The sequence below is a fragment of the Actinomadura sp. 7K507 genome, from assembly GCF_004348425.1.
Taxonomy (GTDB): domain Bacteria; phylum Actinomycetota; class Actinomycetes; order Streptosporangiales; family Streptosporangiaceae; genus Spirillospora.
In genome coordinates, this window is record NZ_SMKK01000008.1 from 1 (window position 1) to 21,418 (window position 21,418).

Consider the following 21,418-nt stretch of genomic DNA (forward strand, 5'->3'; position numbering starts at 1 on the left):
GGCCCGGGTGATGTCCCTGAGTTCGGGGGGCACCGTGTCCGGGTCGGGCAGGGGGCGGGCGGCCTGGATCTCGCCGGACTTGAGCTTGGCGCCCCAGTCGCCGAAGACCGCGCGGTAGGGGCCGTGGTCCCGCTCGCCGTACTCCAGCATCCCCTGCTCCCACTCGACGCCGAGGAAGGAGCAGATCTCCTTGGTCACCTGCTCCGGCGCGGCCGTCAGGTCCTCGTAGCGCACGGTGACGCCGGGCAGTTCGTGCCGGGCCGCCTCGATGCTCTCGGCGTAGCGGAGGATCTCGGGGACGACCGTCTCGCGCACGGAGCCCTTGCGCCGGGCCAGGACCGACTCGACGATCGAGGCGGGGTGGCGCAGCAGGAAGATGTACCGCGCCTCCGGCCACGCCGCCGCCAGCCGCTGCCAGACCAGGGCATTGGAGGGCGTCTTCTCCACGATCTGCGACTTGCCGCTGCGCTGGAGCTCGTACCAGAGCACGTGGTCCCAGAGCATGTACTCCAGCTCTTGGACGTTCAGCCCCAGCTCCCCCATGATGTCGTTGGTGAAGTCGCGGTTCGGCTTCACCTTGAGGTGGCGCAGGTGGAGTTCGTGCGGTGCCCGGATCTCCGTGTGGCTGTTGAGCAGCACCCGGAGCAGGGTTGATCCCGAACGCACCGAGCACAGGAGGAAGACCGGCGACTCCACCAGCCGGGGGACCGCCGACGGGACGATCTCCTCCCCGCCGCCTTCGCCGCGGGACTGATCGTCCCGCGTCGGCGCGGCCTGTGTGCGGGCCGGGGGCTTGAGGGCCGCCGCCAGCAGGTTCCCCCGCCGCCGGAGTCCGGTCGTGACCTGATTCTTCTTCGGAGCGCTGCTCATGCGTCGTCGGAGATCAATCTGTGCTGAGGAGTACGTTGACCTAGGCAAATCTAGGGGGTGGTTCCCAGTAAAGCATCTCCTCTCGCCACATCCCCAGACACTCCCATCACATCCTCAGCCAGGCGCGGCGCCCGCGCCGCGGAAACGGCCCCGTCACGACGGTCGTACGGGACCGTTTCCGCGGCGTCCGGCCCGCGGCCCGGCTACCGCGCCTCCTTCATGTTGAAGTTGACCTGGTCCCCGTCGACGGACGTGACGGTCACCACCATGGGGTAGGTACGGCCCGTGGCGTCGCGGACGGTGCACTCGAGCGTGGCGCCGACCTCGCCCTTGAGGCTCTCCGGGCACTCGCTGGTGGCCGGGCCGATCCCCGCGTCGTCGAAGGGCGGGCCGAACTTGGCGTCGAGCTGCTCCTCGACCTTGTCGGCGGAGACCGTCTTGGACACCGCCGTGGACACCTCGCAGCCCGCGGTGGCGAGCACGAGGCCCCCGAGCAGCACCGGCAGGACCAGGAACTTTCGCATCGTCGTCCGACTCCCTTGTGTTCGCGGCGTCCCCCCGCGGGCGCCTTGGTACGTTCCGATGCTCGGCCCGGGGACGTCCCGCGGGCCAGGGCATCCGGCCCCGAGAAGATTGGGACACAGAACAGGACATATCGGCGCGAACTTTTTCGTTGCCGGCGGGTTTCCGGGGTACGGTCACGCCTATGGGGCGGATCACCGTCCGCAGGCCCGTCCTGCGGCTGCACACCTCCGGATCGCGCGGGCGCCGGCCCGACACCCTGGCGGTGGAGGAGCCCCTGGAGATCCGCGTCGCGGGCAAGCCGCTGACGATCACGATGCGGACGCCCGGGCACGACTTCGATCTCGTGGCGGGCTTCCTGGCGGCCGAGGGCGTGATCGGGCGCGCGGACGATCTGGCGGCCATGCGCTACTGCGCCGACACCGGTGAGCAGAACACCCTGGACGTGACGCTCGCCCCCGGGGTCCCGGCACCGGACGATTCCATGACCAGGGCGTTCACCACGACGAGCGCGTGCGGGGTGTGCGGGAAGTCGAGCATCGAGGCGCTGCGGGCCGACCGGCCGTACGAGGTGGGCGACGATCCGCTCAGGCTGACGCCGGACCTCCTGGCGGCCCTTCCGGACCGGCTGCGGAAGGCGCAGCGGGTGTTCGACCGGACGGGCGGCCTGCACGCGGCGGGGTTGTTCGACACCGCGGGAGAGCTGCTCGCGCTGCGCGAGGACGTGGGGCGGCACAACGCGGTCGACAAGGTGGTCGGATGGGCGCTGCGCGAGGGGCGGCTGCCGCTGGCCGGGACGGTCCTGATGGTGAGCGGGCGCGCTTCGTTCGAGCTGACGCAGAAGGCGATGACGGCGGGAGTGCCGGTGCTGGCGGCGGTGTCCGCGCCGTCGTCGCTCGCGGTCGATCTCGCCGAGGATGCCGGGATGACCCTCGTCGGGTTCCTCCGGGGTGAGACCATGAACGTCTACACGGGAGCGGAGCGGCTCGCCCTGTAAGCGCCCGCTTGTCATCACGGGCCGAAAACCAAGCGGTAACTTGTTGGCTTTGCCTCAAGAAATCACGCGGCCCACAGGAGTTGACTCGTCCCCCAATGGATCGCGCGCGCGTCTGCGTACGCCGCGTGACGGTGTCGGTACGTGGAAGTGAGGACGTGAATGACGAGGCCCCTGACAGACGGCGGACCGGCGTCCGGGATCGACGAGCGCCATCCTCCGATCATGCCTCGGCGCGTGTCCTTCGACTGGTCGGAGACACCGCTGCACTGGGTCCCGGGCGATCCCGTCGCCACGCACATCATCAACTCGTTCCACATCGTCCTGCCCGAGGGCGAGAAGTGGTTCATCCAGTGCGTGAAGGACGCCCGCCCCTACATCAAGGACGAGCGGCTCCTTGAGGAGATCAAGGGGTTCATCGGGCAGGAGATGGTGCACGCCCGGTCGCACCAGGGCGTCCTCGACCAGATCCTGGAGACCAACGGGATCGACGTCTCCAAGATCACCGAGGTCGCGGCGAAGGGCAACGCGGACCGCCCCGCCCAGATGGCGGAGCTGAAGAAGCGCAACCCGCGGGCGTGGCGGCGGCGGCTGCGGTTCGAGCTGGCCGCGGTCGCCTCGATCGAGCACTACACCGCCGTCCTCGGCCAGTGGATCATGGACAACGACCGGTTCGAGAAGGCCGGCGTCGACCCCACCATGCTGGACCTGCTGCGCTGGCACGGCGCGGAGGAGGTCGAGCACCGGTCGGTCGTGTTCGACGTGTACAAGGCGTTCGGCGGCGGCTACCTCACCCGCGTCACCGCGTGGGTGGTGTCGCTGTTCTTCCTGTACTGGGCTCTGATCGGCGGATCCCTGTACCTGCTCAAGCAGGACCCGACCATCAAGAGGCGGGTGACGCCGCTGCGCGTCTACCGGTCGTACCGGCGGTCCGTCCGGCTGGGGCACGTGCCCGGGATCTTCAGGCTGCTGCTCGGTGAGGCGCCGGTCTACCTCAAGCCGAACCACCACCCGTCGAAGGTGTGCTCGACGCCGCGGGCACTGGACTACCTCATGCAGTCCCCCGCCGCCCGGGCCGCGGGCTACGACCCCTACTAGAACCACCCCGGCTAGAACCACTGGCGGATACGCACCTAGCGGACATACGACCCCTACTAGACTCGGGCGCCATGACACCCCCGGCCTCACCCGTCACCCGGCGCCGGATCCGCGGCGACGGCGTCGACCTGGCCGTCTACGAGCAGGGCGACCGGTCGCGCCCGACCGTCCTGCTCGTCCACGGCTACCCCGACACCCACGCCGTCTGGGACGAGGTCGCCGAGCGGCTCTCCGGACGGTTCCACGTCGTGCGGTACGACGTGCGCGGAGCCGGTGCGTCGTCCCGCCCGTTCGGGCGCAAGCGCTACACGTTCGGGTACCTGATGGCCGATCTGCAGGCCGTGATGGACGCCACCGCACCCGACCGGAAAGTGCACCTCGTCGGCCACGACTGGGGCTCGATCCAGGCGTGGGAGGCGGCGTGCACGATGCCGGACCGCTTCGCCTCCTTCACCTCGATCTCCGGGCCGTGCCTGGACCACGTCGGCCACTGGATGCGCCGCAGGCTCGCCCGCCCGACGCCGTCCAACCTGAGGCGGGCGGCGGGGCAGGCGGCCCGGTCCTGGTACATCTACTTCTTCCAGACGCCGCTGCTGCCGGAGCTCATGTGGCGCGCCGGGCTGTCCAGGCCGTTCGCCCGTGCCCTGGAACTGGGCGAGGGCGTCCCGCCGCGCCCCGGGCACCCGGCCGCGACGATGGCGCGCGACGGCGCGTCCGGGGTCGGCCTGTACCGGGCGAACATGCTCCGGCGGCTGCGCGGGCCGCTCGACCGGCGGACGGACGTTCCGGTCCAGGTCATCGTCCCCACCAGGGACCTGTTCGTGTCGCCGCATCTGGTGGGCGGGCTCGCCGCCCGCGTCCCGAACCTGTCGATCCGGCCCGTCAAGGCCGGCCACTGGGTGCCGCGCAGCCATCCGGACGAGGTCGCCGGCTGGATCACCGAGCACATGACCGGCGCGCGGAGCGGCCCGCTCGACGCCACCGGGCCGCGCGCCCCGCGCCGGGCTCCCCTCGACGTGGGCTGAACCCCGCCGGCCCGGGTACCCGTAGGGTGATCATTCACCCCGGGAAGGCGGGATCGCATGGCGGACGCCGTGGTCGTCGGCGCCGGGCCCAACGGGCTCGTCGCCGCCAACATGCTGGCCGACGCCGGCTGGGACGTGGAGGTCCTCGAAGCGCAGCCCGAGCCGGGCGGGGCGGTGCGCAGCGACCGCGGCGTCCATCCCGGCTACGTCAGCGACACGTGCAGCGCGTTCTACCCGCTCGGCGTCGCCTCCCCCGCCATGCGCGCCCTCGGCCTCGAACGGCACGGGCTGCGCTGGCGGCACGCGCCCGCCGTCCTCGCGCACCCGCTGCCGGACGGACGCTGCGCCGTCCTCGAACGCGACCCGGACGCGACCGCGGGCGGCCTGGAGGCCCTCGGGAAGGGCGACGGCGAGGCGTGGCTGCGGCTGTGCGGACTGTGGGACGAGATGGGCGAGGAGGTCCTGCGCGCCCTGCTCACGCCGTTCCCGCCCGTCCGCGCCGCGCTCCCGCTGGCCGTGTCGGCGCGGCGCGCGGGCGGGCTCCGCGTGCTGCGCTCCCTGCTGGCGCCCGCGCGCACGTTCGGCGAGCGGGAGTTCACCGGGCCGGGCGGGCCGCTGCTGCTCACCGGCTCGGCGCTGCACACCGACATGCTGCCCGAGACGACCGGCGGGTCGGTGTTCGGCTGGCTCCTCGCCATGGTCGGGCAGCGGTACGGCTGGCCGGTGCCCGAGGGCGGCGCGGGCGAGCTGACGGCGGCGCTCGTGCGGCGGCTGGAGTCCCGGGGCGGGCGCGTCCGCTGCGCGACCCCGGTCGCGTCGGTCGTCGTCCGCGGCGGCCGGGCACTGGGCGTGCGCACCGCGGCCGGCGAGCCGGTGCGCGCCGTCAGGGCCGTCGTGGCGGACGTGTCGGCACCCGTCCTCTACGGCGGCCTGGTGGGGTGGGACGACCTGCCCGGGTCCCTGCGCGAGGACATGCGGCGCTTCGACTGGGACCACGCCACCTTCAAGGTCGACTGGGCCCTGTCAGGGCCGATCCCCTGGGCGTCCCCCGGCGCGGCGCGGGCCGGAACGGTCCACCTCTCCCCCGGCATGGACGCGATGAGCGACTACAGCGCCCAGCTCGCCACCGGCCGCGTCCCGTCCGAGCCGTTCGCGCTGCTCGGGCAGATGACGACCGCCGACCCCTCGCGCTCCCCCGCGGGCACCGAGTCGGTCTGGGCGTACACCCACGTGCCCCACCGCGTGAAGGGCGACGCCGGCCCGGACGGCATCACCGGAGCCTGGGACGAGCGCGAGCAGACCGCCATGGCGGCGCGCATGGAGGACGTCCTGGAACGCTTCGCCCCGGGTTTCCGCTCCAGGGTCACGGGCCGCCGCGTCACCGCGCCGCCCGCGTTCCAGGAGCGCAACGCCAACCTGCTGAACGGCGCCCTCAACGGCGGCACCTCGATGATCCACCAGCAGCTGGTGTTCCGTCCCGTCCCCGGCCTCGGCCGGGCCGAGACCCCCGTCGCGGGCCTGTACCTGGCGTCCGCGTCCGCCCACCCCGGCGGCGGTGTGCACGGCGCCTGCGGCGCCAACGCCGCCCGGGCGGCCCTCGCCCACGCCTCCCCGGCCGGCCGGCTGCTGACCCCCGCCCTCGACGCGCTGACCCGCTTCCTCGCCCCTTAGCCGGCGCCGCGCGGGGTTCGTTTACCGCCTCGGGGTTTTCCCGGGGGCCGGAACATGCGACCTTTGCAGGAAAGCCCGGCGACAGGCCCCCTCCCCCGGCGGCCTTCGCCCCACGGGTCCCGAACCGGCACCGGAGCGTGAGGCATGCGGATTCGCGACATCCTGCGTAGGAAGGGAGACGCGGTGGCCACGGTGCGGCCCGAGGCCACCGTGCGCCAGCTGCTCGCCGTCCTGGCGGAGCACAACATCGGGGCGGTGGTGGTCTCGCCGGACGGCGCGGCCATCGCGGGCATCGCGTCCGAGCGCGACGTCGTGCGGTCGCTGCACGAGCGCGGCGCCGCGCTGCTCGACCGGCCCGTCTCCGACATCATGACCGCCGAGGTCCGCAGCTGCGGTCCCGCCGACAAGGTGGACGACCTGCGCCAGGCCATGACCGAGCACCGGTTCCGGCACGTGCCCGTCGTCGAGGACGGGGCGCTCGTCGGGATCGTCAGCATCGGCGACGTGGTCAAGAGCGCCATCGACGAACTCGAAAGCGAGCGCGAACACCTGGTCGACTACATCCAGCGAGCCCCCTAGCCGGTCTCAGACGTACGCCGGGAGGGGCCGGGCCGCCGGCGCCGACTCGACCTCCCGGCAGGCGAGGGCCAGCCGCTCGACGGCCAGGCGCAGGGTGTCCGGCGGCAGGACGTACGGGAGCCGGACGTAGTCCTCCAGCACGCCGTCCACGCCGAACACCGGCCCGGCGACGACGCGGACGCCGAGCCGCTCGGCCGCCTCGGCGACGAGTGTCGCGACGGGCGCGCCGATCCGCGCCCACAGCGACATCCCGCCGGCGGGCAGCCGGAACTCCCAGCCGGGCAGGAGCTCGCGCAGCGCGCCGGCGAGCGCGTCGCGGCCGCGCAGCAGGCTTTCCGCGCGTTCGGCGCGGACCTCCTCCACCCGCAGCAGCAGCTCCCGGACGATCAGCTGGTCGAGTACCGGGCTGGCCATGTCGAACGGCTCGCGGGCCAGGACGAGGCGGCGCGCCAGCGGCGCGGTGGTGCGGATCCAGCCGATCCGCAGGCCGCCCCACATGAGTTTGGACGCCGAGCCGATCGTGACGACCCGGCCGCCGGAGTCGAACGAGGCCAGCGGCGGCTCGCGCGGCGCCCGCGGGTCGTGGGCGAGATCGGCGAAGGTCTCGTCGGTGACCAGGAACGCGTCGGCGCGGCGGCCCGCGTCGACCAGCGCGGCCCGGTCGGCGGCCGGCATCAGCTGCCCGGTCGGGTTCTGGAAGTCGGGGATCGTGTAGGCCATCCGGGCGGCGGCCTGCCGCATGGCGCCCGCGGCGAGCTCGACGTCCCAGCCCTCGTTGACGCCGACGGGGACGAGCCGGGCGCCGCGGCGGCGCAGCGCCCCGAGCGCGTGCGGGTAGGTGGGGCGCTCGACCACGACGGCGTCGCCGGCCTCGATCAGGGTCTCTGACAGCAGCGTGAACGCGTGCTGCGCGCCGGTGGTGACGACGATCTGGTCGGGACGGGTGGGGACGCCGCGCGCCGCGTACCCGTCCGCGATGACCTGCCGCAGGCTCGCGAGCCCGGCGGGCTCGTAGCCGGGGCCGGAGCTGTAGCGGGGCAGCTCGTCGACGGCGGCGGCGACGGCCTCGCCGAAGATCGACGGCGCGCCGGGGGTGGCGCAGCCGAGGTCGATGAACGTCGCGTCGTCGGGGACCGGGTGCGCCCTGCCGAAGCGGCCGCCGGGCGCCGCGCCCCGCGGCTCGGCCGGCGACATCCGCACCGGGGGCAGCACCGTCCAGCTTCCGGCGCCCCGGCGGCTCTCGACGTAGCCCTCGTCGCGGAGCCGGTCGTAGGCGGCGGTGACGGTGGTGCGGCTGACGCCGAGTGCGGCGGCCAGGTCGCGTTCGGCGGGCAGCCGGGTCCGCAGCGCGAGCCGCCCGTCCAGGACGAGGCCGCGCACCGACCGGGCCAGCGCCGCGTAGACGGGTCGCTCGCTCGACACGCCGCCCAGCAGCCGGGCCAGGTGCGGTCCGCTCACATATCTGGTGCTCACACAAGCCACTTTCACATATTGGCTCTACAAAGACCAGGCCACTTCCGCCAGAGTGTTCCGGAGGATGGCCAATCGTGGGTGGAGGAGCAACCAATGGCCTTGATGGCACGCCGTCTGATCCAGCTGTACGCCGGATTGGCCTTCTACGGGCTCGGGATCGCCCTGCAGGTGTCGTCGGGTCTCGGCAACGACCCCTGGGACGTCTTCCACGAGGGCCTGTCCCGCCGTGTCGGCCTGTCGATCGGCGCCTGGATCATCATCGCCGGCGCGCTGGTGATGCTCGCGTGGATCCCGCTCCGGCAGCGTCCCGGGATCGGCACGATCAGCAACGTCATCCTCGTCGGCGTCTTCGCCGACCTGTTCCTCTGGCTGCTGCCCGCCCCGGACGCGCTCGGCATGCGCTGGGCGTACCTGGTCACGGCCGTCCTGGTGGGCGGTTTCGCGACCGGCTGCTACATCGGCGCCGGGCTCGGTCCGGGGCCGCGGGACGGCCTGATGACCGGGATCGCGGCGCGGGGCCACTCCATCCGCGTGGTCCGGACGGCGATCGAGCTGGCCGTCCTGGCCGTCGGCTGGCTGCTCGGCGGGACCGTCGGCGTCGGGACGATCCTCTACGCGGTCGCGATCGGGCCGCTGACGCACGTCTTCCTGCCCGCGCTGACGATCAAGCGCCGGGACCCCGAGCCGGCCCCGGAACCCGAAGGCGAACCCGCACGGGCCTGACCCGCCGGTACCTGACCCCCCGCACCTGACCCGCCGTGCTCTCGCTCAGTGCTCGGCGGCGAGGGTCGCGAGGACGGAGGAGAACTCCTCCGGCAGGACGAGGGAGTCGCCCTCGTAGCGGGTTTCGAGGTAGGTCAGCTCACCGCCGCGCCACCAGTACAGGTGCGGGGTGAGCGACCCCGGGCCCTCTTCGTAGGCGCGGTGGGCCTGGGCCTGGAGCTCGTTGGCCGCGGCCACGGCGGCGCGGTAGCGGGCCCTCGGGCAGCCCTCGTTGATGCGGAGGGGGTGGGCGACGATGAGGCTGCGGTTGGGGGCGATGACCAGCGCGCCGTACGGGCCGATCGGCAGATACTCCTCCAGCCACGCCAGGTGGGTCACGGCGTAGAACGTCCAGCCGTGCAGGACGGAGACGCGCACGCCGCCGAGGTCCTGCTCGTCCACCTGGAGCGAGCCGTCGCCGCGGACGTTGGCGCGGCCGAGCATGAACAGCGCGTCGCCGGACACCGGCCACCCGTTCATGTCCTCGGTGCTGACCGTCCGGACCGAGGTGGGCGTGTCGACGACCACGACCTCGATGAGGCCGGGCGCGAACGGCCGGGCGGCCAGGACGCCGTTGTCGGCCTCGGCGGGGTAGATGCGGGTGCGCAGCAGGTGCTGGGCGAGGTCGAAGTCGCTGAGGTCGAGCGGCTCCTCCATCGCGGTGACGATCGTGGTGACGTGGTCGGAGACCAGCGCGGGCCAGTCGTCGCGCGGCACCAGCCGGGCGAGCTGCCGCAGGTCGCGCATGCTCACCGGCAGCCGCGTGGGGCCCTCCAGCAGCACGATCTCGCCGGGCGCGCGGTGGCAGGAGTAGCCGAGGCTCTCGGCCACCAGCGACAGCAGGGAGTCGAGGGTCCCGTCGTCCCAGGGGTCGGGACGGGCGTGGCGGCCGCTCATCGCGCACCTCCCGGTGCTTTGAGGGTGAGCGCGGCCGCCGGGTCGGGAGCGGCTGTGCCCGTCCTGTCGTGCAGGGCGGTCGTGTCGAGGACGGCGTGGGCGCCGAGTTCCAGCGTGCGCTGGTGCGGGCCGTGCCCGGCGGGCACGCCCGCGAGGACCGGGACGCCGAGCGGCCCGAGCCGCGCGGCGAACACCGAGTCGAGTTCGGCGGGGTCGCCGCAGTCCCGCCAGGAGCCGAGCGCGATCCCGGCCGCGCCGTCGAGCCAGCCGGACTGGGCCAGTTGGAGGAGCATGCGGTCGATCCGGTACGGCGCCTCGGTCACGTCCTCCAGGAAGACGATGTGGCCCGCGGCGGGCGGCGGCGCGTACGGGGTGCCGAGGAGGGCCGTGAGGAGCGACAGGGTACCGCCGGCGAGCGGGCCCTCCGCGCGGCCCGGCCGCAGCGCGTGCGTGCCGGGAAGGGCCACGGCGCCGCCGAACAGCGCGGCGCGGAGTCCGTCGAGCGTGGCCTGCCGGCAGGCAGGGGACCCGCCGTCCGACCCGCCCTCCGCCCCTTCCTCCCCCGCCGGTGCGGGGCCGAGATCGGCGATCACGCCGGCGGGCATGGGACCGAAGGACGTGGTGACGCCCAGGCGCGTTCCAAAAGCGGCGTGCAGGGCCGTGATGTCGCTGGATCCGTGCAGGATCTTCGGGCCGCGGCCGGACGCGGCGGACGCCTCCGCCGCGTCGTGCAGGGCGTCCCAGTCGAGATGGTCCAGGACGCGGGTGGCGCCGTAGCCGCCCCGCGCACAGACGACCGCGCGGACGCGGGGGTCGCACCAGGCGGCCTGGAGGTCGGCGGCCCGGTCGGCGTCGCTTCCGGCGAGCCGGTGCCAGTCGTCGCGGACGGGGCCCGGCGGGCCGAGGTTGACTCGGTCGAGGGCGTGCTTCCCGACCACCGCGTCAAGGCCCATGTCACGGAGGACGGCACAGCCGGCCTCCAGCCGGGCGGGGTCGGCGGGGCCGCTGGGGGCGATGACCGCGACCCGGTCCCCGGGCCGCAATCGCCCGTACCTGCGGCTTTGTCGCGTTTGAGGCGGTCCGTCGGGGATGCCGACGGCGGGCGCGTCGGCGGATCCTTCGACCGCCTCCGCGCGAGCGCCCCCGCTCTTCAACCCGATCCCTCCTCGCACCGCAACGGATAGAGCTTGTCAGGATCCGAACGCCAGTGGAAGAGGCGCACGGTCACGACCCGCCAACAGATCATCGCCCGGTACCGAGCGCGATTGCGGCGAGGCGCGGCAGCGTCTCGCCGATCGGCCGGCGCAGCACCGCGTCGGCCAGCCCATCGTACGGTGTCTCCTCCGCGTTGATGATCACCAGGCGGGCGCCGTGGTCGACCGCCTCCAGGCACAGGCCGGCGGCGGGCTGGACGGTCAGCGACGTCCCGACGGCGATGAACAGGTCGCAGGAGCGGGACGCGGTGACCGCCGCGTCCAGGACGTCCTGGTCCAGCGCCTGGCCGAAGGAGATCGTCGCGGACTTCTGGATGCCTCCGCATTCCACGCAGGACGGGTCCTCCTCGCCGGCGTCGACCCGCTTGAGGATCTCGGTCATGGGCGTGCGCAGGTCGCAGGACAGGCAGACCGCGTCCCGCATGCTGCCGTGGATCTCGATGACCGTCCCGGCGCCCGATCCGGCGCGCTGGTGCAGGCCGTCGATGTTCTGGGTGATCAGGGCGCGGAGCCGCCCGGCCCGCTCCAGCTCGGCGAGGGCGGCGTGCGCGGCGTTGGGCTCGGCGTCCCACAGCGGGTTGTCGCGCCGGGACCGCCAGGCGCGGCGCCGCACGTCCGGGTCGGCGAGGTAGGTGCCGATCGTGGACATCGCCTCCGCCGCCGGGTCCTTCGTCCAGACGCCCTCGGGGCCGCGGAAGTCGGGAATGCCGCTGTCGGTGGAGATCCCGGCGCCGGTCAGGACCGTGATCGCGTCCGCCTTCGGCAGAAGCTCGGCGAGCGTCAGGGGAGCGTCCATCTTCCTCATGGTAGGCGCGGGGAGGCGCGGCCCGCGTCAGCCGCGCGGACGGTTCGCCCCTCCTCTTGCGGGCGGACGCGCGCCTAACGGATGGATATCGGTCGCCCCTTACAGAGCGTCACGGACCGACCAGCCGCCAAAAGGTGACAAACTTGGCCTCGTATGAGGTCGACGCCGCACATCCTGGTGATCAACGGCACCAAGGTCCGCCGCCCCGTGTTCATCCTGGGCGCACCCCACTCCGGTGCGGAGTCGCTCGCGCGTGCGGTCAAGCGCTCCCCCGGCTTCCATCTGACCACGGGCCGTCCCGGCGTGCTGCGCGTCACCTACGCGTTCGCCCGGCAGCCGTCGATCGCGACCGAGCGCGGCCAGGGGGCGGCGCGGGTGCTCCGGGACGCCTACGCCGAGGCGTGGCTGGTCTCCGCCCGCGCCTGCGCGCAGTGTCCGGACGAATGCCGCGAGCTGGCCGGGCTGCCGCCGCGGCCGCCCGCCGCCCCCGGAGGCCCCGCCCAGGGCGGGGACCCTCTGGAGCCGTGCGTGGAGCCGCGCGGGCTCGCCCGGTTCGCCGACGCCTCCCCCGACCTGATCTACAGCACCGACGTCCTCCTGGACGCCTTCCCCGACGCGCAGCTCGTCCAGGTGATCCGGGACGGCCGCGACGTGGTCGCCGACATGCTGGACGACGAGCGCTGCCTGGCCTGGTTCAAGCCCGGCCTCGCCAACCTGGACACCGTGTTCCCCAACCCGTTCTTCGGAGTCGAGGACCACACCGAGCGCAACCGGTGGCCGCGCGCCGCGGTGGCGGTCAAGTGCGCGCTGAGGTGGCGGGGCTCGGTGCGGCTCAGCGCGAAGCTGCGCCGGCAGGTCCCGGAGGACCAGCTGTTCACCGTGCGTTACGAGGAGCTGGTGGCCAGGCCGCGCCACGTGGGCGCGGAGCTGTCGCAGTACCTGGACGCGCCGCTGGCCGGGACGTCCACGTCGGGCCTGGTCCGCGTCGGGGCGCCGGACGCCGGCGACCACGGGGTCGGGTCGTGGCGGGACCGCCTCACACCGCGGCAGGCCGCGCAGGTCGAGAAGGTCGCCGGGACCGAGCTGCGGCGGCTCGGCTACCGCACCGGCTCCGACGCCTGAACCCCGGGCCGCGCCGGGACGGCCGGGGGCCGCTAGTCCGCGCCGAGCGGCTCGGTCTGGCGCTCCCCGTCGCGCTGGTGCGCGAACTGCGTGCGGTACAGCTCGGCGTACAGGCCGCCCTGGAGCAGCAGCTCCTCGTGGCGCCCGCGCTCGGCGATCCGGCCGTCGTCGATCACCAGGATCTGGTCGGCCTCCCGGATCGTCGACAGCCGGTGCGCGATCACCAGGGACGTCCGCCCGGCCAGCGCCGTGCGCAGCGCCCGCTGGACCGCCGCCTCGGACTCGGAGTCCAGGTGCGCGGTCGCCTCGTCCAGCACCACCACGGACGGGGCCTTGAGCAGCAGCCGGGCGATCGCCAGCCGCTGCTTCTCCCCGCCCGACAGCCGGTAGCCGCGGTCGCCGACGACCGTGTCGAGGCCTTCGGGCATGGCGGCGACGAGGTCGCCGATCCGCGCCGCCCCCAGCGCCGTCGTGATCTCCTCGTCGGAGGCGTCCGGGCGGGCGTAGCGCAGGTTCTCGCGGATCGTGTCGTGGAACAGGTGCGCGTCCTGGCTGACCACGCCGATCTCGGCGCGCAGCGATTCGAGGGTCACGTCGCGGACGTCGGCGCCGCCGATCCGCACCGCCCCGTCGGTGACGTCGTACAGCCGCGACACCAGGTGCGTGATCGTCGACTTGCCCGCGCCGGACGGCCCGACGAGCGCGACGAGCCGTCCCGGCGCCGCGGTGAAGTCGATGTCGTGCAGGACCTCGCGCCCGGGGGCGGTGTCGGTGCGCGCGATCGACTCCAGCGAGGCCAGCGACACCTCCTCCGCGGACGGGTAGGCGAACCGGACGTGGTCGAACTCGACCGCCGGGGCGCCCCGGTCCTTCGACAGGCCCTTCGGCAAGCCCTTCGGCAAGCCCTTCGACAAGCCCTTGGACGGGCCGTTGGACGGGCCCTTGGACAGGTAGGGCGCCGCCGGGCGCTCGTCGTCCTCGGCGTCCTCGCGCGCCTCGTCGAGCGTGCGGGCGCCGTCGCGGTCGCGGATCAGCGGCTTGAGGTCGAGCACCTCGAACACGCGGTCGAAGCTCACGAGCGCCGTCATGACGTCCACGTGGACGTTGGACAGTGCGGTCAGCGGACCGTACATCCGGGTCAGCAGGGTGGCGAGCGCGACGAGCGTGCCGAGCTCGAAGGCGCCGTTCACGACCAGGGAGCCGGCGACGCCGTAGACCATGGCCGTCGCCAGGGCCGCGACCAGCGTCAGCGCGGTGAAGAAGATCCGCCCGTACATGGCCGCGATGACGCCGACGTCGCGGACCCGCGCGGCGCGCCCGGAGAAGTTCTCCTCCTCCTCGGAAGGGCGCCCGTAGAGCTTGGCCAGCATCGCGCCCGCGACGTTGAACCGCTCGGTCATCAGCGAGCCCATCTCGGCGTCCAGCACCATCTGCTCGCGGCTGACGCGCTGCAGGCGCTTGCCGACCCACTTGGCCGGCAGGATGAAGATCGGGAGCAGCAGCAGCGCGATCAGCGTGACCTGCCACGACAGGATCATCATGGTGACCAGCACCAGGACCAGGCTGATCACGTTGGACACCACCGAAGACAGCGTGGTGGTGAGGGCGCGCTGCGCGCCGATGACGTCGTTGTTGAGCCGGCTGACGAGCGAACCCGTCTGCGCCCGCATGAAGAACGCGACCGGCTGCCGCTGGACGTGCGCGAAGACCTCGCTGCGCAGGTCGTAGATGAGGCCCTCACCGACGCGCGCCGAGTACCACCGCTGCGCGAGGCCGAGCACGGCCTCCACCAGCGCGAGCCCGGCGACGGCGAGGGCGAGCCAGACGACCACGCTCTGCCGGCCCGGAATGATCCCGCTGTCGATGATCGCCTTGAGCAGCAGCGGGTTGGCGACGACGATCAGCGCGGCCAGCGAGTTCAGGGCGAGGAACAGCGCCAGCTCGCGGACGTAGGGACGCGCGTAGCCCGCGATCCGCCCGATCGTGCCGGGCTTGAGCTTCTGCCGGGTGACGGAGTCGTCCTTGCGGAACGAGGCCAGCACCTGCCAGCCGTTGCTCGGCATTCCCACAAGCGCCTCCGAGGTCCGCTGCGCGGCCGGAGGGGAGCGGCGCCGCGCATGAACGTAATCAAGTAAGCATTTCAGTATCCGGCGGGGACAACGCACCGCCGGCGGGCCCCCTTCCCGCGTCCGCTCCTGGCGTAACCAGGCGCGCGGGCTGGGGCCGGCCACCCCGTGAAGCCGGGCCCGCCCCCGTCCGGGTCAGCGTCCGAACATCTCCCGCAGCCGGCCGATCTGCTCGCGGCGTTCGGCGGCGCTCTGCTCTTCGAGGGTGTTGCCGGGGGCCTGCCACAGCAGCCGCTTGGTCGCGACGGCCGCGCCGGGGTTGACCGCGAGCAGCGCGGTGACGAGGTCGCGGACGGCGCCGTCCAGCCCGTCGCGCGGGACGACGATCTCGGCGAGCCCGATCCGGGCGGCCTCGTCGGCGAGCACGGTGCGGGCGGTCAGGCACAGTTCGAGGGCGCGCCCGATGCCGGCGATCTCGACGAGCGGCTTGGTGCCGGTCAGGTCGGGGACGAGGCCGAGCGCGGGCTCCTTCATGCAGAACTCGGCGTCGTCGGCGGCCACGCGGATGTCGCAGGCCAGGGCGAGCTGGAAGCCCGCGCCGATGGCGTGGCCGTGCACGGCCGCGACGGTGACGATCTCGGGTCGCCGCAGCCAGGTGTAGCCCTCCTGCAGCTCCGCGATGAACCGGTCGCTGCCCTCGGCGTCGGACCCGTCGGTGAATCCGTCGCCCTCGCCGGAGAACATGCCGAGGTCGATGCCCGCCGAGAAGCTCGGCCCCTCGCCGCGCAGGACGACCACGCGGACGTCAGCGGGCAGGGACCGCCCGATCGCGGCGAGACCGCGCCAGGTGGCGAACGTCATGGCGTTGCGGCGCTCGGGCCGGTTCAGCGTCACGGTCGCCACGGCGCCGTCCACGTCGAGCCGCAGGCCCGCCTCCCGGAGGGCCGCCCCGTCGGGAGCCGCGCCCGGAGCCGCGCCGTGCGCCGCCCGGTCCGTGGCCGTTTCCGGCCGCCCGTCCGTATTCGATTCCGCCATCAGGCCTCCCTCTCGATGAGCACGACGGGCCCTGCCCCGCCGTCCACGGGGCCAGGGCCCGGCACCTGTCCCGCCGCCGCGACCGAACTTACTCGGCCGGTCGCGGCGCCGGTTCAGGCGGTGCGCTCATCCGGGGGCCGGTGTCCGTTCAGGACTTCTTGCCCCGGGTCGCGCCGCCGCGACCGCGCAGGTTGACGCCGGACTCGGTCAGAATCCGGTGGATGAAACCGTAGGAGCGGCCGGTGGCGGCTGCCAGGGCGCGGATGCTCTCGCCGGAGTCGTACCTCTTCTTCAGGTCCGCCGCCAGCTTGTCGCGCTCGGCACCGGTCACGCGGGTGCCCTTCTTAAGGGTCTCGGCCACGAGTACCTCCCGTAGTGATGTGGTGACCGCTGCGTTATCCCCCGCCATGATCAGTCATTCCCAGCTGTTCGGCTACCCACTCGGCCAGAAAAGATCTGCGGAAGTCACCTCGCAGGTCACGCGAGCGCCACCAGATCGGCAAACTCGTCACTCCAGATGTCTTCCACACCATCCGGCAGCAAAATCACCCTTTCCGGCGCGAGCGCGTCGACGGCGCCCTCGTCGTGGGTCACCAGGACGATCGCCCCGGCGAACGTCCGCAGCGCCCCGAGGATCTCCTCGCGGCTCGCCGGGTCGAGGTTGTTGGTGGGCTCGTCGAGCAGCAGGACGTTCGCGCTGGAGACCACCAGCATCGCCAGCGCCAGCCGGGTCTTCTCGCCGCCGGACAGGACCCCCGCGGGCTTGTCGACGTCGTCGCCGGAGAACAGGAACGAGCCGAGGATCTTGCGGACCTCGACGGGCGCCATGCCGGGCGCGGCCGACTGCATGTTCTCCAGCACGGACCGGTCGACGTCCAGGGTCTCGTGCTCCTGGGCGTAGTAGCCGACCCGCAGGCCGTGACCGGGCACCACCGACCCGGTGTCGGCCTCGTCGACGCCCGCCAGCAGGCGCAGCAGGGTCGTCTTGCCCGCTCCGTTCAGCCCCAGGATGACGACGCGGCTGCCCCGGTCGACCGCGAGGTCCACGTCGGTGAAAATCTCCAAAGATCCGTACGATTTCGACAAACCTTCGGCGGTAAGGGGGGTTTTGCCGCACGGTGCCGGATCCGGGAAGCGGATCTTGGCGACCTTGTCGGCCCGCCGCTCGCCCTCGACGCCCGCCAGCAGGCTCCGCGCGCGCCGGTCCATCTGCTGCGCTGCCTTGGCCTTGGTGGCCTTGGCGCGCATCTTGTCGGCCTGCGACACCAGCGCGGACGCCTGCCGCTGCGCGTTGGCCGTCTCGCGCTTGCGGCGCCGCTCGTCGGTCTCCCGCTGCTCCAGGTACTTCTTCCAGCCGACGTTGTAGATGTCGACCACGCTGCGGTTGGCGTCCAGGTGGAACACCCGGTTGACGACGGCGCCCAGCAGCTCGACGTCGTGGCTGATCACGACGAGCCCGCCCTGGTGGGCCTTCAGGAAGTCGCGGAGCCACACGATCGAGTCGGCGTCCAGGTGGTTGGTCGGCTCGTCCAGCAGCAGGTTGTCGGCGCCGGAGAACAGGATGCGCGCGAGCTCCACGCGGCGCCGCTGGCCGCCCGACAGCGTCCCCAGGGACTGGGTCATCACCCGGTCGGGCAGGCCGAGGCTGGAGGCGATCGAGGCGGCCTCGGCCTCGGCGGAGTAGCCGCCGAGCACGTGCAGGCGCTCCTCCAGCCGGCCGTACCGGCGGAGGGCCTTGTCGCGGTCGGCGACGGTCGCGTCCGCCATCGCGTCCTCGGCGGCGCGCAGCTCGCGGATGACCTCGTCCAGCCCGCGGGCGGACAGGATGCGGTCGCGGGCCAGCTCCGTCAGGTCGACGTCGCGGGGGTCCTGCGGCAGGTAGCCGATGGTGCCGGAGGACGTCACGGCGCCCTGCGCGGGCTGCGCCTCCCCGGCCAGCACCTTGGTGAGGGTGGTCTTGCCCGCGCCGTTGCGGCCGACGAAGCCCACCCGGTCGCCGGGGTTGACCCGGAACGTGGCGGTCTCGATCAGCAGCCGGGGCCCGGCGCGCAGCTCGATGTCCTTGGCGATGATCACAGTGACAGGGCTCCCCTGACGGACGGCTCGGTGGACAGGCACGAAGAAGCGCGCCACGCGGTCACCGTGGGACCGGGGCGCGCGGGGCGCACTGTCAGTTCGGGAGCGGAACCATCCGTCCAGTGTACGGGACGGCGGGCGGGGCCCCGCCCCACCGGCCGGACCCATGCCGATCCGGACGGGACGGATGTGTGAACGCCGAGCCGGTGGCCAGGATGGGAATGGTGGCGGCGCGCGGGAGGCACGAAGGAGTGAGCGAGATGACCAAGGTCACGAACAACCCGCCCGAAGGCACGCCCAGCTGGCTCGACATCGGCGTCCCCGACCTCGACCGCGCCAAGGACTTCTACGGGACGCTCCTCGGCTGGGAGTTCCAGGACGCGGGACCCGAGGCGGGGCACTACAACCAGTGCCTCCTGCGCGGGGAGCCCATCGCCGGGATGATGCAGAACCCGGAGGACCAGCCCGACGTGTACTGGTGGGACGTCTACTTCGCCGCCGACGACTGCGACGGCGTCCTCAAGCGCGCCGCCGACGCGGGCGCGGAGGTCGTCGTCCCGGCCATGGACGTGATGGACCTCGGCCGCATGGCGATCCTCAGGGACCCGCAGGGCGGGCAGTTCGGCCTGTGGGAGGGCCGCAGCCACCCCGGCTCCCGGATCGTCAACGAGCCGGGCTCGTTCGTGTGGAACGACCTGACCGCACCCGACTCGAAAGCCGCCTGCGACTTCTACAAGGCGGTGTTCGGCTACGAGCTGGAGCCGATACCGGGCGAGATGGACTACACCGTCCTGCGCCGCCCCGACGGCCGCTACGTCGGCGGTGTCGAGGGCGGGCCCGGGGTCGTCCTCGGCGGCGGCGACGCCCGGGTCCCGGCCTGGAACACGTGCTTCGCGGCCGACGACGCCGACGCGGCGGTCCGGGCCGTGCGGGACGGCGGCGGCACGGTCGACTCCGAGCCGGCCGACACCCCGTACGGGCGGATCGCCACCGTGCGCGACCCGTTCGGCGTGCCGTTCGCCGTGATGAAGCCCGCGCCCGAGTGACCCGTGCGGGAGCGACCCGTGCGGAGTGACCCGTGCGGAGTGACCCGTGCGGGAGCGACCGGGCGCCCCCGGTTCAGCCCTGGCGTTCGGCGGCGAGGCGCTGGTTGATCGTCTGCTGGAGCCGCTGGAGCCCGGAGGTGCCGACCAGCCCGATCTGCCCTTCGAGGTCGCGCAGCAGGACGTCCTCGCGCATCACGACCTCCGACGACTGCATCAGCACGGTGCCCGTGCCGGTGAAGTCGAACTGGTGCTCCTCACCGGAGGATCCGCCGATGCCGAACACCGCGCGGGCGGCGCCGAACGCCCCGCGCATGTAGGAGTGGTCGTAGTGGTGGCAGGGGGACGGGGCGTCGGCCCAGCCGAGCAGCGCCTGCGGGTCGACCCTGATCGGCGGCTCGACGAAGTGGACGGGGCCGTTGGAGGCGGCCACGAACCGTCCCGTGCCGATCAGGGTCAGGAACCCCGGGATGATCGACTGCTTGAGCTCCAGGCCCGGCTCGAACGCCAGGAGGTTCCCGGCCCGGACGGTGAGGTTGCCGTCCTCCAGGTCGAAGGAGTTGACGTCGAACCCGCGGTCGGCGAGGAGGAGCTTGCCCTGCCCCTGCGCGACGATCCAGTCCTGCGCGTAGAGCGGGGAGTTGAAGGTCTGCGCGACGAGGGCGTCCAGCGGCCCCGCCGACAGAGCCTCGAACCTGATCTGCCCGTAGTAGGCGATCATCTTGCCCTTCTGCGCGAACCACTGCCCGTTGAGGTCCACGCTGAAGGCGTAGGGGTTGACGTTGTCGTTGGTCGGGAGCGTCCCGGCGTTCCAGGTCTGCGTGCCGAACGTGCTCACGTGTCAGATCTTCCTTTCGCTGGCCTGGACGTAGACGACGCCCGTGCCGCTCAGCTGGAGCTGGAATCCCTCGCCGGAGCCGCGGCCCACCATCTCGCGCAGGCCCACCGCCGTGGTGAGCTTGTTCTCCACCTGGCCGCGATGCGCGACGTACGCCTGCGGGTCGACGTGGACCGGACGCTGCGGGGTGATCGGCATCTCCATCACGCCGCCGTGCGACAGAAGCGCGCACGACCCGTTCCCCATGAGCGTGGTGGTGAAGAGCCCCTGCCCGGTGACCGCGCCGCGGACCATGCCGCGGACGCCGCCCTGTTCGCCCATGAACATCGTCCCCACCTGGAGGGACGCGTCGTGGACGAGCAGCCGGTCGGCCTCGGCGTAGAGCGTGTCGCCGCCGTTCAGGTCGACGACGGCGACCTCGAGGCCGCCGTGGCCGAAAAGGACGCTGCCCTGGCCGGTCACGTGCATCATCGCGCTGCGCTCCCCGGCGACGGCGCGTCCGATCGTGCCGCCGACGCCCTGCCCGGCGGTGGCCGTCGGGGCGAACGCCACCGGGCCGGTGTAGCCGAGCATCGCGCCGCGCTTGCTGTAGACCTCCTGCCCCGGTCCGATCGGCACCTGGAGCATCTTGGGGTTGATCATTTGGTAGCCGGGCATCAGATCTCCAGAATTCCGCCGCGTTCGGCCGGCTGGATGTAGACCAGCCCGTGTCCCGAGTACCGGAACTGCACGCTCTCCCCCGATCCCTGGCCGAGCACCGTGCGCCAGTTGACGTCGCTGACCACGTCCTGCTGGAGCTGGCCGTGGTGGCAGACATAGGCGTGGGGGTCGACGCACAGCGGCGACTGGGGCGACACCTCCAGCGCGATCGCCGGCCCCTCGGACAGGACGGCGACCGTCCCGTGCCCGTCGACCTTCGTCGTGGCGAGGCCCTGGCCGGTCCCCATTCCCCGCATGCCGACGAACTGGACGCCCGTCTGCAGATTCCCGTCGAGGGCCAGGAGGCTCTCCGACTCCACGAACAGCGTGTCGCCGGTGAGCTGGACGAGCGTGACCTCCGTCGCCTCGCTCGCCAGGTAGACCGTTCCCTGCCCCGTGATCTCCATGAGGGTCATGCCCTCACCGGCGATCCTGCGTTTGAGGGCGCCGCGCAGTCCCTCGCCGCCCGTCATGCCCTGGCGTTTGAACGCCATCTGGCCCTCGTAGGCGACCATGGACCCGTTCAGCGCCCTGATCGTCTCGCCGCCGAGGTCGACGGCGAGCATCTTCGAGCCGTTCATCCGAAATTGCGCCACGGAGCGAGAAGATACAGGCCCCGGCGCGTTGAC

The 21,418-nt window shown here is 72.8% G+C and carries 21 protein-coding genes; 8 read left to right on the forward strand and 13 right to left on the reverse strand.

The genetic code is table 11. The features are described 5' to 3' along the window. A partial coding sequence (locus tag E1285_RS03160) for a sulfotransferase (protein ID WP_132147835.1) occupies positions 1 to 870 on the reverse strand: 870 nt, incomplete at its 3' end. 203 nt (positions 871 to 1,073) lie between these two features. Beyond that, complete coding sequence (locus tag E1285_RS03165) at positions 1,074 to 1,394, reverse strand: DUF4333 domain-containing protein (protein ID WP_132147836.1); 321 nt, start codon at positions 1,392 to 1,394, stop codon at positions 1,074 to 1,076. Positions 1,395 to 1,576: 182 nt separating this feature from the next. Here E1285_RS03165 and fdhD point away from each other — a divergent pair, with 182 nt between their 5' ends. From fdhD to E1285_RS03190, 5 genes are all read left to right on the forward strand, one after another. Then, on the forward strand, positions 1,577 to 2,389 hold the full coding sequence (fdhD, locus tag E1285_RS03170) for a formate dehydrogenase accessory sulfurtransferase FdhD (protein ID WP_132147837.1): 813 nt from the start codon (positions 1,577 to 1,579) through the stop codon (positions 2,387 to 2,389). Between the two features lie 222 nt (positions 2,390 to 2,611). Beyond that, positions 2,612 to 3,484 (forward strand): metal-dependent hydrolase, encoded by an 873-nt coding sequence (locus tag E1285_RS03175; RefSeq protein WP_243722506.1) that lies wholly within the window; start codon positions 2,612 to 2,614, stop codon positions 3,482 to 3,484. A 71-nt stretch (positions 3,485 to 3,555) separates the two neighbouring features. Beyond that, positions 3,556 to 4,509 carry an alpha/beta fold hydrolase gene (locus E1285_RS03180; protein WP_243722507.1) on the forward strand — a complete coding sequence of 318 codons (954 nt, stop codon included), beginning with the start codon at positions 3,556 to 3,558 and terminating at the stop codon, positions 4,507 to 4,509. A 57-nt stretch (positions 4,510 to 4,566) separates the two neighbouring features. After that, positions 4,567 to 6,180 carry an NAD(P)/FAD-dependent oxidoreductase gene (locus tag E1285_RS03185; protein ID WP_132147839.1) on the forward strand — a complete coding sequence of 538 codons (1,614 nt, stop codon included), beginning with the start codon at positions 4,567 to 4,569 and terminating at the stop codon, positions 6,178 to 6,180. A 144-nt stretch (positions 6,181 to 6,324) separates the two neighbouring features. Further along, a complete protein-coding gene (locus tag E1285_RS03190; RefSeq protein ID WP_132147841.1) occupies positions 6,325 to 6,759 on the forward strand; it encodes a CBS domain-containing protein in 435 nt (144 codons plus the stop codon). A gap of 6 nt (positions 6,760 to 6,765) precedes the next feature. Here E1285_RS03190 and E1285_RS03195 read toward each other — a convergent pair whose 3' ends face one another. Beyond that, entirely contained in the window at positions 6,766 to 8,232 is a 1,467-nt protein-coding gene (locus E1285_RS03195) for a PLP-dependent aminotransferase family protein (RefSeq protein WP_243722508.1), read from the reverse strand. Positions 8,233 to 8,325: 93 nt separating this feature from the next. On the opposite strand from E1285_RS03195, the gene E1285_RS03200 reads away from it, so the two are divergent. Next, the gene (locus tag E1285_RS03200; protein WP_132147843.1) at positions 8,326 to 8,955 is read left to right on the forward strand and encodes a hypothetical protein; all 630 of its coding nucleotides are present in this window, start codon (positions 8,326 to 8,328) and stop codon (positions 8,953 to 8,955) included. A gap of 45 nt (positions 8,956 to 9,000) precedes the next feature. On the opposite strand, the gene E1285_RS03205 is transcribed toward E1285_RS03200, so the two are convergent. The 3 genes from E1285_RS03205 to E1285_RS03215 all read right to left on the reverse strand — a co-directional run bounded on the left by E1285_RS03205 (position 9,001) and on the right by E1285_RS03215 (position 11,901). Continuing rightward, a complete protein-coding gene (locus E1285_RS03205) occupies positions 9,001 to 9,891 on the reverse strand; it encodes a hypothetical protein (protein WP_132147845.1) in 891 nt (296 codons plus the stop codon). After that, entirely contained in the window at positions 9,888 to 10,934 is a 1,047-nt protein-coding gene (locus E1285_RS03210; protein ID WP_243722509.1) for an LD-carboxypeptidase, read from the reverse strand. Before E1285_RS03210 ends, E1285_RS03205 begins: the two co-directional genes overlap by 4 nt. Positions 10,935 to 11,133: 199 nt before the next feature. Beyond that, positions 11,134 to 11,901 (reverse strand): Sir2 family NAD-dependent protein deacetylase, encoded by a 768-nt coding sequence (locus E1285_RS03215; RefSeq protein ID WP_132147847.1) that lies wholly within the window; start codon positions 11,899 to 11,901, stop codon positions 11,134 to 11,136. Positions 11,902 to 12,063: 162 nt separating this feature from the next. On the opposite strand from E1285_RS03215, the gene E1285_RS03220 reads away from it, so the two are divergent. Next, entirely contained in the window at positions 12,064 to 13,032 is a 969-nt protein-coding gene (locus E1285_RS03220; RefSeq protein ID WP_132147849.1) for a sulfotransferase, read from the forward strand. A gap of 32 nt (positions 13,033 to 13,064) precedes the next feature. On the opposite strand, the gene E1285_RS47080 is transcribed toward E1285_RS03220, so the two are convergent. From E1285_RS47080 to E1285_RS03240, 4 genes are all read right to left on the reverse strand, one after another. Further along, entirely contained in the window at positions 13,065 to 15,095 is a 2,031-nt protein-coding gene (locus E1285_RS47080; RefSeq protein ID WP_132147943.1) for an ABC transporter ATP-binding protein, read from the reverse strand. Between the two features lie 198 nt (positions 15,096 to 15,293). Then, a complete protein-coding gene (locus tag E1285_RS03230) occupies positions 15,294 to 16,133 on the reverse strand; it encodes an enoyl-CoA hydratase/isomerase family protein (RefSeq protein WP_132147851.1) in 840 nt (279 codons plus the stop codon). Between the two features lie 148 nt (positions 16,134 to 16,281). Beyond that, a complete protein-coding gene (locus tag E1285_RS03235; RefSeq protein WP_021596738.1) occupies positions 16,282 to 16,494 on the reverse strand; it encodes a helix-turn-helix domain-containing protein in 213 nt (70 codons plus the stop codon). A gap of 116 nt (positions 16,495 to 16,610) precedes the next feature. Beyond that, positions 16,611 to 18,209, reverse strand: a complete 1,599-nt coding sequence (locus tag E1285_RS03240) for an ABC-F family ATP-binding cassette domain-containing protein (RefSeq protein WP_132147853.1) — start codon at positions 18,207 to 18,209, stop codon at positions 16,611 to 16,613. Between the two features lie 260 nt (positions 18,210 to 18,469). Between E1285_RS03240 and E1285_RS03245 the strand changes: the two genes are divergently transcribed. Further along, on the forward strand, positions 18,470 to 19,255 hold the full coding sequence (locus E1285_RS03245) for a VOC family protein (protein WP_132147854.1): 786 nt from the start codon (positions 18,470 to 18,472) through the stop codon (positions 19,253 to 19,255). 73 nt (positions 19,256 to 19,328) lie between these two features. On the opposite strand, the gene E1285_RS03250 is transcribed toward E1285_RS03245, so the two are convergent. Genes E1285_RS03250 through E1285_RS03260 form a run of 3 tightly spaced genes read right to left on the reverse strand, consistent with a single transcriptional unit; the run spans position 19,329 to position 21,385 of the window. Continuing rightward, positions 19,329 to 20,090: an AIM24 family protein gene (locus E1285_RS03250; RefSeq protein ID WP_132147855.1), complete on the reverse strand. Its 762-nt coding sequence runs from the start codon at positions 20,088 to 20,090 to the stop codon at positions 19,329 to 19,331. A 3-nt stretch (positions 20,091 to 20,093) separates the two neighbouring features. After that, positions 20,094 to 20,747 carry an AIM24 family protein gene (locus tag E1285_RS03255; protein ID WP_132147857.1) on the reverse strand — a complete coding sequence of 218 codons (654 nt, stop codon included), beginning with the start codon at positions 20,745 to 20,747 and terminating at the stop codon, positions 20,094 to 20,096. Then, positions 20,747 to 21,385: an AIM24 family protein gene (locus E1285_RS03260; protein WP_243722510.1), complete on the reverse strand. Its 639-nt coding sequence runs from the start codon at positions 21,383 to 21,385 to the stop codon at positions 20,747 to 20,749. Before E1285_RS03260 ends, E1285_RS03255 begins: the two co-directional genes overlap by 1 nt. Between the last annotated feature and the right edge of the window lie 33 nt (positions 21,386 to 21,418).